Annotated in this window: 15 protein-coding genes; 2 read left to right on the forward strand and 13 right to left on the reverse strand. The window is 68.0% G+C overall.

Annotated elements, in window-relative coordinates; translation table 11 throughout:
• The first annotated feature begins 4 nt into the window (after nt 1-4).
• Both L540_RS11255 and pcaC read left to right on the forward strand, forming a co-directional pair.
• Complete coding sequence (locus tag L540_RS11255) at nt 5-1360, forward strand: 3-carboxy-cis,cis-muconate cycloisomerase (RefSeq protein ID WP_109842490.1); 1356 nt, start codon at nt 5-7, stop codon at nt 1358-1360.
• Nucleotides 1353-1733, forward strand: coding sequence for a 4-carboxymuconolactone decarboxylase (gene pcaC, locus L540_RS11260; protein ID WP_043213234.1), 381 nt, complete (start codon nt 1353-1355; stop codon nt 1731-1733). The genes L540_RS11255 and pcaC overlap by 8 nt, the downstream gene beginning before the upstream one ends.
• 25 nt (nt 1734-1758) lie before the next feature.
• Here pcaC and L540_RS11265 read toward each other — a convergent pair whose 3' ends face one another.
• The 13 genes from L540_RS11265 to L540_RS11325 all read right to left on the reverse strand — a co-directional run bounded on the left by L540_RS11265 (nt 1759) and on the right by L540_RS11325 (nt 15091).
• Nucleotides 1759-2823, reverse strand: a complete 1065-nt coding sequence (locus L540_RS11265) for a phosphotransferase (RefSeq protein ID WP_043213232.1) — start codon at nt 2821-2823, stop codon at nt 1759-1761.
• Nucleotides 2807-4012 carry an acyl-CoA dehydrogenase family protein gene (locus L540_RS11270; protein WP_043213230.1) on the reverse strand — a complete coding sequence of 402 codons (1206 nt, stop codon included), beginning with the start codon at nt 4010-4012 and terminating at the stop codon, nt 2807-2809. The genes L540_RS11265 and L540_RS11270 overlap by 17 nt, the downstream gene beginning before the upstream one ends.
• Nucleotides 4013-4024: 12 nt before the next feature.
• A complete protein-coding gene (locus L540_RS11275; protein ID WP_043213227.1) occupies nt 4025-4768 on the reverse strand; it encodes an SDR family NAD(P)-dependent oxidoreductase in 744 nt (247 codons plus the stop codon).
• 29 nt (nt 4769-4797) lie between these two features.
• The gene (locus L540_RS11280; RefSeq protein WP_043213225.1) at nt 4798-5748 is read right to left on the reverse strand and encodes a Bug family tripartite tricarboxylate transporter substrate binding protein; all 951 of its coding nucleotides are present in this window, start codon (nt 5746-5748) and stop codon (nt 4798-4800) included.
• A 77-nt stretch (nt 5749-5825) separates the two neighbouring features.
• Complete coding sequence (locus L540_RS11285) at nt 5826-6590, reverse strand: SDR family NAD(P)-dependent oxidoreductase (protein ID WP_043213223.1); 765 nt, start codon at nt 6588-6590, stop codon at nt 5826-5828.
• A 10-nt stretch (nt 6591-6600) separates the two neighbouring features.
• A complete protein-coding gene (locus L540_RS11290) occupies nt 6601-7617 on the reverse strand; it encodes a cyclase family protein (protein ID WP_043213221.1) in 1017 nt (338 codons plus the stop codon).
• Between the two features lie 27 nt (nt 7618-7644).
• A complete protein-coding gene (locus L540_RS11295) occupies nt 7645-8688 on the reverse strand; it encodes a zinc-dependent alcohol dehydrogenase (RefSeq protein WP_043213220.1) in 1044 nt (347 codons plus the stop codon).
• A 26-nt stretch (nt 8689-8714) separates the two neighbouring features.
• Complete coding sequence (locus tag L540_RS11300) at nt 8715-9977, reverse strand: ABC transporter substrate-binding protein (RefSeq protein WP_043213219.1); 1263 nt, start codon at nt 9975-9977, stop codon at nt 8715-8717.
• Between the two features lie 42 nt (nt 9978-10019).
• The gene (locus tag L540_RS11305; protein WP_307833147.1) at nt 10020-10730 is read right to left on the reverse strand and encodes an ABC transporter ATP-binding protein; all 711 of its coding nucleotides are present in this window, start codon (nt 10728-10730) and stop codon (nt 10020-10022) included.
• Nucleotides 10717-11436, reverse strand: a complete 720-nt coding sequence (locus L540_RS11310; RefSeq protein WP_043213215.1) for an ABC transporter ATP-binding protein — start codon at nt 11434-11436, stop codon at nt 10717-10719. The genes L540_RS11305 and L540_RS11310 overlap by 14 nt, the downstream gene beginning before the upstream one ends.
• Nucleotides 11429-12436, reverse strand: coding sequence for a branched-chain amino acid ABC transporter permease (locus tag L540_RS11315; protein ID WP_048026293.1), 1008 nt, complete (start codon nt 12434-12436; stop codon nt 11429-11431). The genes L540_RS11310 and L540_RS11315 overlap by 8 nt, the downstream gene beginning before the upstream one ends.
• Entirely contained in the window at nt 12433-13317 is an 885-nt protein-coding gene (locus tag L540_RS11320; RefSeq protein ID WP_043213212.1) for a branched-chain amino acid ABC transporter permease, read from the reverse strand. Before L540_RS11320 ends, L540_RS11315 begins: the two co-directional genes overlap by 4 nt.
• A 40-nt stretch (nt 13318-13357) precedes the next feature.
• Complete coding sequence (locus L540_RS11325; protein WP_414734125.1) at nt 13358-15091, reverse strand: acetolactate synthase catalytic subunit; 1734 nt, start codon at nt 15089-15091, stop codon at nt 13358-13360.
• Nucleotides 15092-15126: the final 35 nt, after the last annotated feature.

Here is a 15126-nt window from a genome sequence, read left to right on the forward strand (position 1 = left end):
AAGCATGAACGACCTCACCGACAGATTGCGCGGCGCGCCCGCCATGCTGGCCATCTGGGACGGCGCGGCGACGCTGCGCGCCATGCTGCGCGTGGAGGCGGGCCTGGCGCGCGCCTGCGCGGCGCAGGGCGTCATCCCGGCCAGCGCCGTGCCCGCCATCGAACGGGCTTGCCAGACGGCCGCGCTGGACGCCGAAGCCCTCAAGGAAGCAGCGGCCCTGGCCGGCAATCTGGCCATTCCCCTGGTCAAGCAGCTGACCGCCGCCGTCGCCCGCGAAGACGCCGAAGCCGCGCGCTACGTCCATTGGGGCGCGACCAGCCAGGACATCATCGACAGCGCCACGCTGCTGCAGCTGCGCGCCGCCTTCGAGCAGATCGACGCGGGCCTGCAGACGCTGGCCTCGGCCCTGGCCCGGCAGGCACGCCTGCATCGCGACACCGTCATGGCCGGCCGCAGCTGGATGCAACAGGCCCTGCCGGTCACGCTGGGCCTGAAGCTGGCCCAGGCGCTGGACGCCGTCGAACGCCATCGCCAGCGCCTGGCCGAGACACGCGCCCGTGTGCTGCGCCTGCAGTTCGGCGGCGCGGCCGGCACGCTGGCCAGCCTGGGCGCGCAGGCGCCGGCCGTGGCGGCCGCCCTGGCCGACGACCTGGGGCTGCCCCTGCCCGCCCTGCCCTGGCATACCCAGCGCGACCGCGTCGCCGAGGCCGGCGCCCTCATGGGACTGATCATCGGCACCCTGGGCAAACTCGCGCGCGATATCGCGCTGCAAGCCCAGACCGAGGTGGGCGAGCTGCGCGAGCCAGCCGCGCCCGGCAAGGGCGGCTCCTCGACCATGCCGCACAAGCGCAATCCGGTCGGCTGCGCCGCCATCCTGAGCGCGGCCCTACGCGCGCCGCAACTGGTGGCCACGCTGCTGTCGGCCATGGTGCAAGAGCATGAACGCGCCCTGGGCGGCTGGCAGGCCGAGTGGGATACCCTGCCCGAACTCGCCATCCTGGCCTCGGGCTGCCTGTCCAATGCCGCCCAGATCATCGCCGGCCTGGAGGTCGATGCGGCGCGCATGCGGCGAAACCTGGAGTCCGGCGGCGGCCAGATGATGGCCGAGGCCGTCATGCTGGCCCTGGGCGCGCAGGCCGGCAGGCTGCAGGCCCATGGCTGGGTCGAGGAGGCCGTCCAGCAGGCCGAGGCGCGAGGGCTGCCCCTGCTGGACGTGCTGGCGGCCGATGCCCGCATCGCCCGGTATCTTTCGCGTCCGCGCCTGGCCGAGCTGCTTTCCCCCGATCACTACACCGGCCAGTCGCAGGCTTACGTGGACGCCGTGCTGGCCTCATCATCAAACGGAAAAACACATGGATGAGAAACAACGCTATGAGCAAGGCCTGTCCGTGCGGCGCGAGGTGCTGGGCAACGCCCATGTGGACCGCTCCCTGGAAAAACGCAGCGAGCTGACCACCGAGTTCCAGGATCTCATCACCCGCTATGCCTGGGGCGAAATCTGGACCCGGCCCGGTCTGCCCCGCCACACGCGCAGCCTGATCACCATCGGCCTGATGGTGGCGCTCAACCGGCAGGAGGAACTGGCGCTGCACCTGCGCGCGGCCAAGAACAACGGCGTGTCCCAGGACGAGATCAAGGAAGTGCTGATGCAGACCGCCATCTACTGCGGCGTGCCGGCCGCCAACGCCGCCTTCCACCTGGCGCAGACCATCTTCGACGACGCGGCGGAATAAGCCGCGCGCCGGCCATGGCGCCTGTCTATTCTGCCGCCGCGCGCCCGACGCGCCGCGCCTGCGCCCAGGCCAGGTCCGCCACGCGCCCATAGCGCTCGCCCATGGCGACCGCGTCGGCGCTGGCCGCGGTGCCGCGCAGGGCGCGGCCGCGGATGCCATGCAGGATGGCCGCGAAACGGAACATATTGAAAGCGATGTAGAAATCGAGATCGGCAATGGCCGCGCGCCCGGTGCGCTCGCAATAGGCGCGCACATAATCGGCCTCGGCGGGCATGCCCTCGGCCGCGCGGCCGGCGATGCCGCCCAGGATATCCGGCGGCATGCGGTACATCATGGCGTGATAGGCGAAGTCGGCCAACGGATTGCCCAGGGTGGAAAGCTCCCAGTCGAGCACGGCGATCACGCGCGGCTCGGTGGGATGGAAAATCATGTTGTCGACGCGGAAATCGCCGTGGATGATGGTCACCTCTTCCGTCGCGGGCAGATGCCGGGGCAGCCATTCGATCAGGCGGTCCATGGCGGGATGGCGGCCGGCGCGCTCATCATCGAGATACTGGCGCGACCAGCGCGCCACCTGCCGCGCCACGTAGGGCTCGCGCTTGCCGTAATCGTCCAGCCCGGCCTGCTCGGGCGCAATGCCATGCAGGGCCGCCAACGTGGCGTTCATGGCGTCCGCGTAGGCGCCCCGCTCCGCGGCGGCCTGGTCCGGAAAGCCGGCGTCCCAGAAGATACGGCCTTGGACCATCTCCATGACGAAAAACCAGCTGCCGATCACCGTCTCATCGGTGCACAGGCCATACACGCGCGGCACTGGAAAGCCCGCCTGGCCCAGCGCCGCCATGACGCGCGCCTCCCGCTCCACGGCGTGGGCGCCCTTGATCTGCACGCCAGGCGGCTTGCGGCGCAGCACATAGCTGCGCGCGGGCGTTCGCAGGCAATAGGTCGGATTGGATTGCCCGCCCTTGAACTGCTCGATGGTCAGCGGGCCGGCATAATCCGGCACATGCCCCTTCATCCAGCGCTCGACCGCCTCGGTGTCGATACGGTGCGCCTCGCGCACCGGCATCGTGCCGTCAAAGGTGCTGGCCATGGCGCGCCTCCCCGGCCTCGTGCTTGATCTTCTTGGCCAGCGACCACTTGTGGACTTCGGTCGGGCCATCATAGATGCGGAAGGCCCTCACCTCGCGAAACACCTGCTCGACGATGCTGTCGCGCAGCACGCCGGATCCGCCCATCACCTGCACGCAACGGTCCGCCACCCGGAACAGGGCATCGGAAACGGCAACCTTGGCCATGGAGCTTTCGGCCGTGCCCAGCGAGCCGCCGTCGAGCACATCGGCGCACCAGTCGATCATGAGCGCCGCCTGCTGCAGGTCGATGAGATTGTCGGCCAACATAAAACCCACCCCCTCATGATCGATCAGCGGCTTGCCGAAGGCGCGCCGCTTGACCGCATAGGCGGTGGCGATCTCGTTGGCTCGCGCGGCCGAGCCCAGCCAGCGCATGCAATGCGACAGGCGCGCCGGCGACAGCCGGACCTGGGCGTAATGAAAGCCCTTGTGCGGCTCGCCCAGTATCTGGCTGGCGGGCACCCGCAGGTTCTCGATCAGCACATGGGCGTGGCCGCCCGGCATGGAACTGTCCAGGGTGTCCAGCACGCGCGCGATGCGTATGGCCGGATGCGGCAGATCCACCAGGAACATGGTGGCCTGCACCTTGTTGTCCGGCGTGGTGCCCGAGCGCGCCATGATGATGCCCGCGGCCGCGTCCTGCGCGCCCGTGATGAACATTTTCTGGCCGTTGATGACCCAATCCTCTCCGTCCGGCACCGCCTGAGTCAGCAGCATGGAAGGATCGGAGCCCGCGCCGCCCAATTCGGCCGGCTCGGTCATGAAAAACGCCGACCGCGCCTGGCCGCGCAGCAGCTTGTCCAGAAAGCGCTCGCGCTGCGCCGGCGTGGCGATCTTGCCCAGCAAATACATATTGCCTTCGTCCGGCGCCATGGTGTTGACGGCCACCGGCCCCAAGGGCGACAGGCCCGAGCGTTTGAGCACGGCGGCTGTCTCGCGCTGTGTCAGGTGCTGGCCGTCGGCGAGAATGTGCGGCGTGAGCACGCCGGCCTCGCGGGCCAGCGCGCGCAATTCGCGCACGAGCGCTTCGGACGGGCCGTGAGCGCCATTGCGCGGATCGCGCTCAAAGGGCACGACCTTCTCGCGCACAAAGGCCTCGACGCGCTCGGCGATGAGGCGGCTGCGCTCCGTAGGGGCTTGCGTGAACATGGCTGACTTCCTTCAGAGTGTGTTGACCAGATGGCCGCCGTCGACCGCCAGCACCGAGCCGGTCATGTAGCGCGAGGCATCCGAAGCCAGCAGCAGCAGCGGCCCATCCAGGTCGCCCAGCTGGCCCAGCCGCCGCTGAGGGATACGCCGGATCAGGGCCTGGCCGCCCTCGCTTTGCCAAAAGCCCTGGTTCAGCGGAGTATCGATATAGCCCGGAGCCAGGGCGTTGACCCGGATGCCGTGGCGGGCCCATTCCAGCGCCAGCGTCTTGGTGAGCTGGATCGCGCCGGCCTTGGACACGGCATAGGAAACCACCCCGCTAGCCTGCCTGAGCCCCAAGACGGAAGCGATATTGATGATGCTGCCGCCGCCGCGCTCGCGCATGCCGCCGGCCAGCGCCTGGGCCACGAGGAACATGCCCTTCAGATTGGTGTCCATCACGCAATCCCAATCCGCTTCGGCATGGGCTATCGCCGGGCTTTCCCTGACCAGCCCGGCGTTGTTGACCAGGATGTCGATCGGACCGGCGCGGCCGGCCGCTTCCTGACAGGAGGCGCCGTCGGTCACGTCCAGTTCCAGGCATTGCGCCGCGGACCCCAGGCGCTCGGCCAGCGCCTGCAACAGCGGCAGGCGGCGCGCCGCGATGACGACCTCGGCCCCGTGCGCCAGGAGGACCGCGGCGAAATGCGCGCCCAGGCCGCTGGACGCCCCCGTGACCAGGGCCCGCTTGCCCCGCAGATCCGCTTGCAATGCCATACCCTCTCCCGGTGATGTGCCGCAATCGTTCACGGCTTGGACAGCACGGGCGCGCCGGCCTGCTCCAGCCGGGCGCGCATGGTGGCGTAGCCCTCGCGCAGCATCTTGTCGTAATCCTGACCCGATGCCCAGACCGGATCGATGCCCATTTTGTTCAAGCCCTCGCGCAGCGCGGGATCCTGCATGGCCTCCTGCAGCGCGGTCTCCAGCCTGGCACGCACCGCCGGCGGCGTGCCGCGCGGCACGGCGATCCCCATCCAGGAATCGATGGCGACATCCACGCCCTGCTCTGTCATGGTCGGCATATCGGGCAGGTTGTCCCAGCGCGCCGGGCTGACCGAGGCCAGCAGACGCAGTCGGCCGCCCTCGACCTGGGGCAGGATTTCCGACGGCGTCTGGATGACGGCCTGCACCTGGCCGCCAACCAAGGCCGAGACCGATTCCGTACCCGACTTGTATAACACCTGCTCGAATTTCGCGCCGTATTTCTTACCCATGTCGAAAAAGGCCAGGTTGTTGGGCGCGCCGGGCGTAGCAAAGAACAGGGGTTTATCGCGCGCCGCGGCAAGAAAGTCCTGCACATTGCGGTAAGGCGAGTCGGTCTGCACGGCCAGGCCATAGCGGAAGCGCCCGAAACCGCCGATGAAGCTGAAATCATCGGCCGTATAGGGGGTGCGGACCATGTGCGGCGTGATGGCCACCGCCGAGAACGTCACCACGCCCAGGGTGTAGCCGTCCGCCGGCTGGCGCGCCACATAGGCCGGCCCCAGCGTCGCCTGCCCGCCCGGCTTGTTCTCGACCACCACAGGCTGGCCCAGGCGCGCCTCCAGCGCCTTGACCATCACGCGCGTGGCGACATCGGTCACGCCGCCCGCGCCGTAATTGACCACCATCCGAATCTCCCGCTCCGGATAGGCGGCCTGCGCGCCGACCGAGCCCGCCAGGCAGAGCGCCGCCACCACATGCTTGAACCCTTGCATCGTTGTCTCCTCCGGCCTCTTGGGCCTGTTATCCGGCGCCGTGCGCCGTGCTTGCCGCCGCGTCCGGACGCGCGCGGTCAGGGCATATAGCCTCCCCCGTTCACATCGATAATCGCGCCGCTCACGAAACCCGCCTCCTCCGAGGCCAAGTAGGCCACCGCGCCGGCGACATCGCCGGGCGTGCCCAGCCGCCCGACCGGAATGCGCTGCAGATACTGGGCGTTGGCCGCCGCGCCGGCTTCGGCAGCCATGGGCGTCATGATGCGTCCGGGCGCCACGCAATTGGCCGTGATCCCATCCGGGCCGCCCTCCAGCGCCAGCGTGCGCGCCAAGCTCAGCAGGCCGGACTTGGACGCCGCATAATGCCCGCCCGCGATGGCCGACACCATGCGCGCGGCCTGCGACGCGATGTTGACGATGCGGCCATAGCGCTGGCGCCGCATATGCGGCAGGCAGGCCTGGGCACAGAGCAAGGCGCCGGTCAGGTTGATCTCCAGCACCCGCCGCCACTCGTCCGGATCGACCGTGGCGGTGGGCGCGCGCACGCCCCCATGCTTGGGCGAAATGCCGGCGTTGTTGACCAGGATGTCGATGCGGCCGTAGCGCTGGACGGCCGCATCGGCCAGACGCGCCGTATCGGCCGCGCTGGCCACGCTGCCGCCGACCGCCATGGCCCGCGCGCCGCTTGCGTCCAGGCTGGCAACGGCCGCCTCCAGCTGCGGCTCGTCGAGATCGAAGAGCACCACGCTGGCGCCCTCCTCGCACAGGCGGGCGGCCACGGCCAGCCCGATGCCGCGCTGCCCTCCCGTCACGACCGCCACACGGCTGTCAAAGCGTCCCATGGGTGCGCTCCTAGACCGTGGCCACCGGCGTGACAGGCGAGCCGAATGAACCGGGCAGGCGCAAGGGCGGGCAGGTCAGCATGAAACGATGGCGTTTGTGTTCGCGCAGCCAGGCGGCCAGCGGGGTCAGATACCAGAGTTCGCCCAGGTGGATGCCCAAACGGAACAGGCAGGCCTGGTGCAGCGGCAATCCTTCGCAATGCGAACAATCGCCGTGATCATAGGGATAGCCCTCGACCGCGAAGTTATCGGCGATCAGCACCGATATCCCGCTTTCGTCTATCCAGCGCAGAAGCTCGGGATCGCGCCCATCCAGCACGGCGCAGCTATGGTGCAGCACACGGGGATCGGGATCGCCGCCCATGTCGATCAAGCGCTGGGCAAAGCCGGTATGCAGGCAAAGCATGTCGCCGCGCTCGACCTCCACACCATCGGCGCGCATGATGGCGCGCAGCTGCTCATAACCCACATAGACGCGCTCATTGCCCAGATGGGCATGCAGATCGACCAGCACGCCCCGGCCCTGCACGCCGGTCTCGGCCATCTTTTCTATGCCCAGCCGGCGCGCCACCGGCCCGCCATCCTGCGGCGCCAAAACATCCTCGCCACCGCGGAAACCGTTGTAATAGAGCGGTTCGGCCACGCCGTCGCCATCGGCATCGAAATGCTGGCCCACATGGGACAGCGCATCCCATTGGGTGGAGTACTGCGTGAACAGCGTCACGGAATCGTCGCTGGAGCAATCGATATAGCGCTCATCCTCCAGCCGCAGCGGATAGTTGACACTGGGCCGGCCCTCCTTGCGCTGGGCCACGTGCCGCACCGGCGGATGCCGGTTAGGATTGAGCGCCGTGCCGCCAGGCAGATCCAGGGGCAGACTCAGGCAGAACACCTCTCCAGTACGCACCTCGCGCGCCGCCCGCAGCCGCCCTTCGGGCGTGAGCAGGTTCAAGCGTCCCAATTCATCGTCCGGCCCGAAGTCGCCCCAATTGGACCCGGGGGGCCGCTGTTTCCATCTCCCTGCCATCGCTATCTCCTTTGAGCGCGCGCCGGTCTAGTCGCCGGGACGCAGAATGATCTTGGACACCGCGCGTGCGCGGCACTGCGCAAATCCCTGCAGGCCCTCGGCCAGCGGCAGCTCGGCCGACACCATGGGCAGCACGTCCTCGGGCTGTTCGGCGATGCGCCGCGCGATGCTCAACCACGATGCCCGCCGCGAGGCGTGCGCGCCGCGTATCTGCTGACGGTTGCGCACCAGCGCCGTCATGTCCAGGCTGGCGGGCCGGGCATGTATGCCGGCGCTCACCAGGACGCCGTCCTTGCGCAGGATGGACAGCCCGTCGGCAATGCTGGACGGATGCCCCGTCGCCTCCACCACCACGTCAGCCTGTCCGGCGCCCAGAGCCTGCTCCAACGCCTGGGGCAGCGTCAGCCCCTGTTCCAGGTCGATGGCATGCGTGGCGCCCACGGCCAGCGCCGTGCGCAGGCGCGGGCCGTCGCCCTTGCCCACCACCACGACGCGCTCGGCGCCGCGCCAGCGGGCCGCGCGCGCGATCGCCTGCCCTATCGTGCCCGGGCCCAGCACAACCACCGTATCGCCAAAACCGATCTCGCCTACCAGCGCGGCGTTGTCGCCCACGGCCAACGGTTCCAGCATGGCGGCCAGGGCAGGCAGCGTATGCCCGGCCAGGCGGATGCAGCTCAGGGCCGGCACCCTCACCTGCCGGGCGAAAGCGCCATCGCGCGTCAGACCCAGCGTGGAGCGCGACAGACAGCGCTGCGGCTGGCCGGCCGCGCACAGCTGGCACTTCATGCAGCTGGCCGTCGGCACCACAGCCACCAGGTCACCTTCGGCCAGCCCGGCGGCCTGGCTGCCCAGCGCCACGACGCGACCGCAGAACTCATGCCCTATCGTCACCGGCAGACGGGCGCGCATGAACGCATAGCTCGCATCCCAGTCGTAGACGTGCAGGTCGGAACCGCAGATGCCTGCGGCCTCCACCTGTATCAAGGCCTCATCCGGGCCAGGCGCCCCCGGGGCCGCGACTTCTTCGAAATTCAGGCCCGGCTGCGGGCCCGTTTTGCGCAAGGCAAGCATGCGATCTCCTTGTGAAATGGCCGCGCCTATTTGCCGACGTTGGCGCGCTGCCTCCAGGCCGGCAGCGGCGTGGTAATGCGGTCGGTGACGCCGAATTCGGTGGGATAGATGGTGCGGATCTGCTGTTCCTGCCACTGGTCTATCATCGGAAAGGCGCGGGTGTTGTTGCCTGTCTGCGGATCGAACTTCAGGCCCCAGCCGACCATGGTCGAGCCCACCGGCTTGTCCAAGGCCAGGAAAGCTTCGCGCACTTTCTTCGGGTCGGTGCCGCCGGCAGCCGGCAGCACATCGCTCAGGAGCACCCACATCGCGTTAAAGCCCATGGCCGAATGCGCCGAGGGCTTGCGGCCGAACTTCTTCTCGTACTCGCGGTGGAAATCGCGGAACAGCTGCGCCGCCTCGGGCTTGAGGCCTTCCGGATTGAAATACGCCGAGGTTCCGGCATTGAAAATGCCATTGACGTCATCGCCCAGGGCCTGCGCGAAATCCGGAATGTTGTGTGCCCCGCCATTGCCTATCATGGCCTTGAGTTCCAGGTTCGCTTCGCGCGCCTGGCGCCAGAACAGAATGCCGTCGGGCGTATACGAGCAGGCGATCACGATGTCGGGGCGGCTGGCCTTGAAGCGCTGCACCACCGAGGACAGGTCGGTGGTCCGATAGCTATAGCTGGCCGAATCCACCACCTGCACGCCTTTTTCCTTGAGCCACTTGCGCGCGCCCTCGGCCACGGCCTCGCCATACGAGCTGTCCTCGTTCATGATGGCGACCCGCGTCTTGCCGGGCTCCAGGCCGAGGCGGGGCAGGAGCTCATCGGTGGCGTACTGCGCCCCGCCGCGCCCCAACTCGGACGCGGGATAAATAAAGCGGAACAGATTCTTGAAGCCACGCTTGGTGATGTCGTCCGCCACCGCGCCCTGCTCGACATAGATCACGCCATTGCGCTCGGCCACCTGGCTGGCGGCAAAAGAAATCGAACTGGCGTAAGAGCCCACGATCACCTTCACGCCGTCGCGCGTGATCAGGCGCGTGGCCTGCGAGGCCGCTTCATTGGAGCCCGGCACGTCCACGGTGACGAAGCGCACGCTCTCGCCCTTGACCCCTCCCTTGGCGTTGACCATCTCTCGGGCCAGCTCGAAGCCCCGGTTGACGTCATTGCCCAGGGAGGCCAGCGGCCCGGTCAGCGGCAACACCACGCCGATCTTGATCTCGGCCCGCGCCGCCGTCGCGGCGCCCAATGAAACCGCCGCGAACAGGGCGCCCAGCGCCGCCGCCCAACTTTGCTTGAACATCATTGTCTCCTCCGCCCGTTCATGCGGGCATGTGTTTTCGGGTTAAATCCCCAGATAGGCCCGTCGCACCTCGGGGTTGTCGTTCAACTCATCACGGTCGCCGGCCAGCACCACTCGGCCCTGCTTGATCACATAGCCACGGTCGCAAGCCTTGATGGCCTGGCGCACGTTCTGCTCCACCAACAGCACCGAGGTGCCCAGCGCGCGGATGCGGGCTATGGCCTCGTAGACCTTGGAAACCACCACGGGCGCCAGGCCAAGCGAGACCTCGTCTATCATCAGCACACGCGGCTGGGCCATCAGGCCGCGGCCGATGGCGCACATCTGCTGCTCACCGCCGGACATCGTCCCCGCCAACTGCGAGGCGCGCGCCTTGAGCACCGGAAACAACTCGTAGACGGTCTGCAGCGTCTGCTCGCGCCCGGCCCGGGCGTGCGGCGTAAAAGCCCCCAGTTCAAGATTGGTCTTCACGCTCAAGCGCGGGAACAGACGCCGGCCTTCAGGCACATAGACCAGCCCACGCGCCACGGCGTCATGCGTGGCCGTGCCGGTCAGGTCGCGGCCATCGAGGCGGACACTGCCGCTGTCGGCCGGCTGCAACATGGCGATGGCGCGCATCAGCGTGGTCTTGCCTGCCCCGTTGGCGCCAACGATGGCCACCACCTCGCCCTGTTCCAGCGTGATGTCCACGCCGAACAGCACCCGGGTATCGCCGTACGAGACGTGCAGCGCGTCGATTTCAAGCAATGACACAATCGTCTCCCAGATAGGCCCGCACCACGTCGGGATGGTCCAGCACCGCCCTGGGCGCGCCATCGGCGATCTTGCGGCCCTGGTCCAGCACCACCACCCGGTCGGCCACGCTCAATACCGCTTCGATGTTGTGTTCGACCAGCAAGACCGTCATGCCGCCGTCCCGCAGCGCGCGTATCAGGTCGAGAATGCCCGCGACTTCGGCCATCACCAGTCCCGCCATGACTTCATCCAGCAGGATCATGCGCGGCCCCGTGGCCAGGGCGCGCGCGACCTCCAGGCGCTTCTTGCCGCTGATGGTCAGCGTCGCGCTCGGCTGCTCCTCGCGCCCGCCCAGGCCGACCCGGTGCACGACTTCCCGGGCAAGCTCTCGCGCGCGTCCGATGTCGGCATGGCGGCGCAAGGCCCCCACCATGACGGTATCCAACACCGACATTGAGCTGAACAGCTGGGGAATCTGGAAAGTGCGCGCCAGTCCGCGGCGGCAGGTGCCGGCGGCATCGCCCGCGGGCAGCGCCTCGCCCTGAAAGCGGATAGCCCCCGCGTCCGGCGCGAGCGCGCCGGCAATCAGGTTGAATAGCGTCGTCTTGCCAGCCCCGTTGGGACCGATCAGGGCGAGGATTTCGCGCTCGGCCACCGAGAGGCTGACCTTGTCGACGGCGCACAGGCCGCCGAAACGTTTTTCCACGGCATCGACATCAAGCATGGCGCGCCGCCTCCCGGGTTCGATTTACCTGTTTGCGCCGGCGCTGCGACCAAGCGCCGACCACGCCTTGGGGCATGATCATCACGATGACCACCAGCAAAGCGCCATAGACCGCCAGATGCGCGCCGGCGCCGGCCGAACCCAGCCAGTCGCGCAGGAATTCCTGCAAGGGCACCGCCACGGCCGCCCCCAGCAACGGGCCGGCCAGCGTGCCCAGCCCGCCCAGGATGGACATCAGCGCCAAGTCGACCGATATCGCCAGACTGAACACCGTGCCCGGTTCGATATAGAGCACGTACTGCGCCATCAACGTGCCGCCCAGCGAGGTGAAGGCCGCGCTCAGCAGCAGGGCCAGCAGCTTGTAGCGGCGCAGATCGATGCCGCTGGCGCGGGCCGCCTCCTCGTTGTCGCGCAGGGCGTTGAGGTAATAGCCCGGCCGGCTGCGCGACAGCACGTAGGCCACGGCGCAGACCATCAGCATGAACAGACCGCCCAACAGCGCATAGCTGCGCGGCTCGGCGAACATCATGCGCGCCAGGCCCGGCTCATAATTGATGCTGATGCCATAGGGGATCTCGGCATAGCGCCGCAACCACAACAGCACGATGCGCGCCGTCTCGCCGACCGCGATGGTGGCCATGGAGAAGAACACGCCGCGCAGGCGGAAGGTCGGATACGAGATCAGAAAAGCCAGCAAGGCCGACAAGGCCACGCCGGCCAGCGCGCCTACCCAGGGCGACACGCCCGCCATGGTGTAAAGCAGCGTCGAGGTATACGCGCCTATTCCGAAGAAGGCCGTGTGGCCGAGCGAGAACTGGCCCGCGAAGCCGCCGAGCAGATTCCAGGCCGAGGCCAGCCCGCCGTAGAGCATCACCAGGAACAGCAGGTTCAGATAAAAGCGGTCCTCGACCACGAAGGGCAGGCCCAGGGCCAGCGCCAACAGCGCCAAGGCGCCGGCGCCATCTCCCCGCCGCCGGTCCAGCCAAGCAAGCGCTTTCATTTCAGCCCCTCCTTTTCCGCGCCCTTGACGCCGAACAAGCCATTGGGCAGGCAGGCGAGCAGCACGATGAGCAAGACAAAATGCGTGGCTTCCTTCAGGTCCGGCTCGAAAAAGCCGACCACGGTTTCGATCAGGCCCAGGATGAGCCCCCCGGCCACCGTGCCGGCCACATTGCCCAGGCCGCCCAGCACCACCACCACGAAGGAAATCAGCACAAAGCTCGAGCCCACGCTGGGAAAGGCATAAAAGCTGGGAATGAGCACGCCGCCGGCCAGCACCGTCAGCCCGATGCCCAACGCGAATGCCACGCTGAGCACCCGGTTGACATTGATACCGACCAGTCGGGCCGCCGAGAGATCCTGCGAGACGGCCTCGATGGCCTTGCCCAGGTAGGTGCGCTTGATGAAGAGCAGCGTGCCGCCCATCGCCGCCACGGCAAACAGAAACGACACCAGGCGCGTGGTGCTCACATAGGCGCCGAACAAAGGCAGGGACTCCCGCTGCGGCGGCAGGATCTTCACCGTGAGATAGTCGGCCGAGAAGGCCATCAGGGCCACGTTCTGCAACACGATGCCCACGCCCAGCGTGGCGAACACCTGGGTCATCTCAGTCTTGTAGATCGTGTAGCGGATCAGACCTTGATAGAACACCAGGCCCAGCACGGCCCCGCCGGCGAAGATCAGCGGCGAACCCCAATACGGATTGATGCCCGTCAGGGTCCACAGCCAATACGCCGCATACATCCCTATCATCAGGAATTCGCCATGGGCGAAGTTCACCACCTTGGCCACGCCGAAGATAAGGTTCAACCCCATCGCGCCCAAGGCATAGACGCCGCCCAGCAGGACGCCTGATATCAACAACTGCACAACGGTTTCCATCCTGGCCCTCCAGAAACCGGGTTGCGAGAAGCGCGGGCGTTCAGGCGCCCTCGTACCAAGTCACCGGCGGGTAGGCGTTCGGGTCGGTCACCACGTCCAGCAAGGTGACCGTGCCAGCCTTCAAGGCCTCCTGTAGCGCCGGCGCCAGATCGTGGGCCTGTTCGATGCGCTGGCCGCGCGCGCCCACCGCGCGCGCGATGGCGGCATGGTCGACCGGCGCGAACTCGCAAGCATCCGTGTAGGCGCCGAACTTGATGTTCTCGGCGTGCTTCTGATAGCCCAGGATGCCGTTGTTCAACACCACCAGCACCACCGGCAGCTTCATGCGCACAGCGGTCTCCAGCTCCGCCCAGGCGTGGGCGAAACCGCCGTCGCCGACCAGACAGATAACCGGCGCCTCGGGCCGCGCCACGCGCGCGCCCAGCGCCATCGGCAAGCCCCAACCCAGGCCGGCCAGGCCGCGTGGGGTAATGAAACGGCTGCCCACGCCACGGGCGCGCAGGCAGTTGGCCACCCAGATCGAGGAATAGCTGGCGTCGGCCACCACCAGGGTCTCGGGAGTCAGCAGACGATCGATCTCGCGCATCAGCCGCTCCGGACGGATGGGCGAGGCTGCGCTGCCGTTGACATCACCAGTCTGGCGCTCATAGGCCTGGCGGCCTTGCGCGATGGCCGCCTCGACGCCGGCGCGCGCGGCGCGTCGGCGGCCCAGGTCCTGCTGCTGCAATGCGCGCGCCAGGGCCTCCAGGCTCAGCCGCGCATCGCCCACCAGGCGCAGCGCCTCATAATTGCGGCCCACCTCCTGGGGATCGACGTCGATGTGGATGTAGCGCGCATCGCGCGGATACAGCTTCCAGGAATCCGTGCCGTTCTGATTGGTCCGGTTGCCCACCAGCAGCACCACATCGGCCTCGGCGATCAGGGGCTTCATCGGCCGCGCCGCGCCGTTCTCGCCCATGAAGTACGACGCCACCCCGATGGACAGCGGATGGGTCTCGTCCACCGCGCCCTTGCCCATCACGGTCGTGGCCACGGGCAGCGAGGCGGCCTCCTGCAAGGCGGCCAGCGCCTGGCTGGCGCCCGACAAGTGGACACCGCCGCCGGCGATCACCACCGGACGCTCGGCCTGCGCAAGCAGGCGCGCGGCCTCCTGCAGCGCCTCGCCGGCCGGCAGCCCTCGGTCCAGCGGAAAGTGGCCCAGGCTGGCGCGGCGCACGGCCAGGTCCGGCTCGGGCGCGGTCTCCAGCAGAAGATCGGCCGGCAAGAGCAGCACGGCGGGGCCGGGACGGCCGCCGCAGGCGGCGGTAAAGGCCATGTCCAGGTAATCGTCGATGCGGCCGGCGTCGATGACGCGGCGCACCCACTTGGCGCAAGAACGGAACATGGACTCGTGGTCCAGCTCCTGGAAGGCATTGCGGTCGGTCTGGTCGCGATTGACGTCCTGCACCAGCGCGATCACCGGCACCGAGGCCTTCAGCGCCTCGGACAGCGGCGCCACCAGCAGCGCGGCCGCCGGTCCGTTCTGCGCGGTCACGATCCCGGGCTTGCCGCTCACGCGCGCATAGGCGTCGGCCATATAGCCCCCCGTGTTTTCCTGGCGATACGCCACCTGGCGGATGCCGAACTCGCGGCCAGCCAGGTGCACCAGCGAAGGCAGGCTCTGCCCGAACAGAAATTCCACACCGTGGCGCTTCAGGCCGGCGGCGATGCGATGGGCGACCGTGCCGTGCTGCAACAGGCCGCGGGAATGCAATGCGTGCGTGACGCTCATTATGGTGTCTCCTCCTTGGTCTTTTTTAATATTCTATA

The organism is Bordetella pseudohinzii (assembly GCF_000657795.2).
GTDB lineage: Bacteria > Pseudomonadota > Gammaproteobacteria > Burkholderiales > Burkholderiaceae_B > Bordetella > Bordetella pseudohinzii.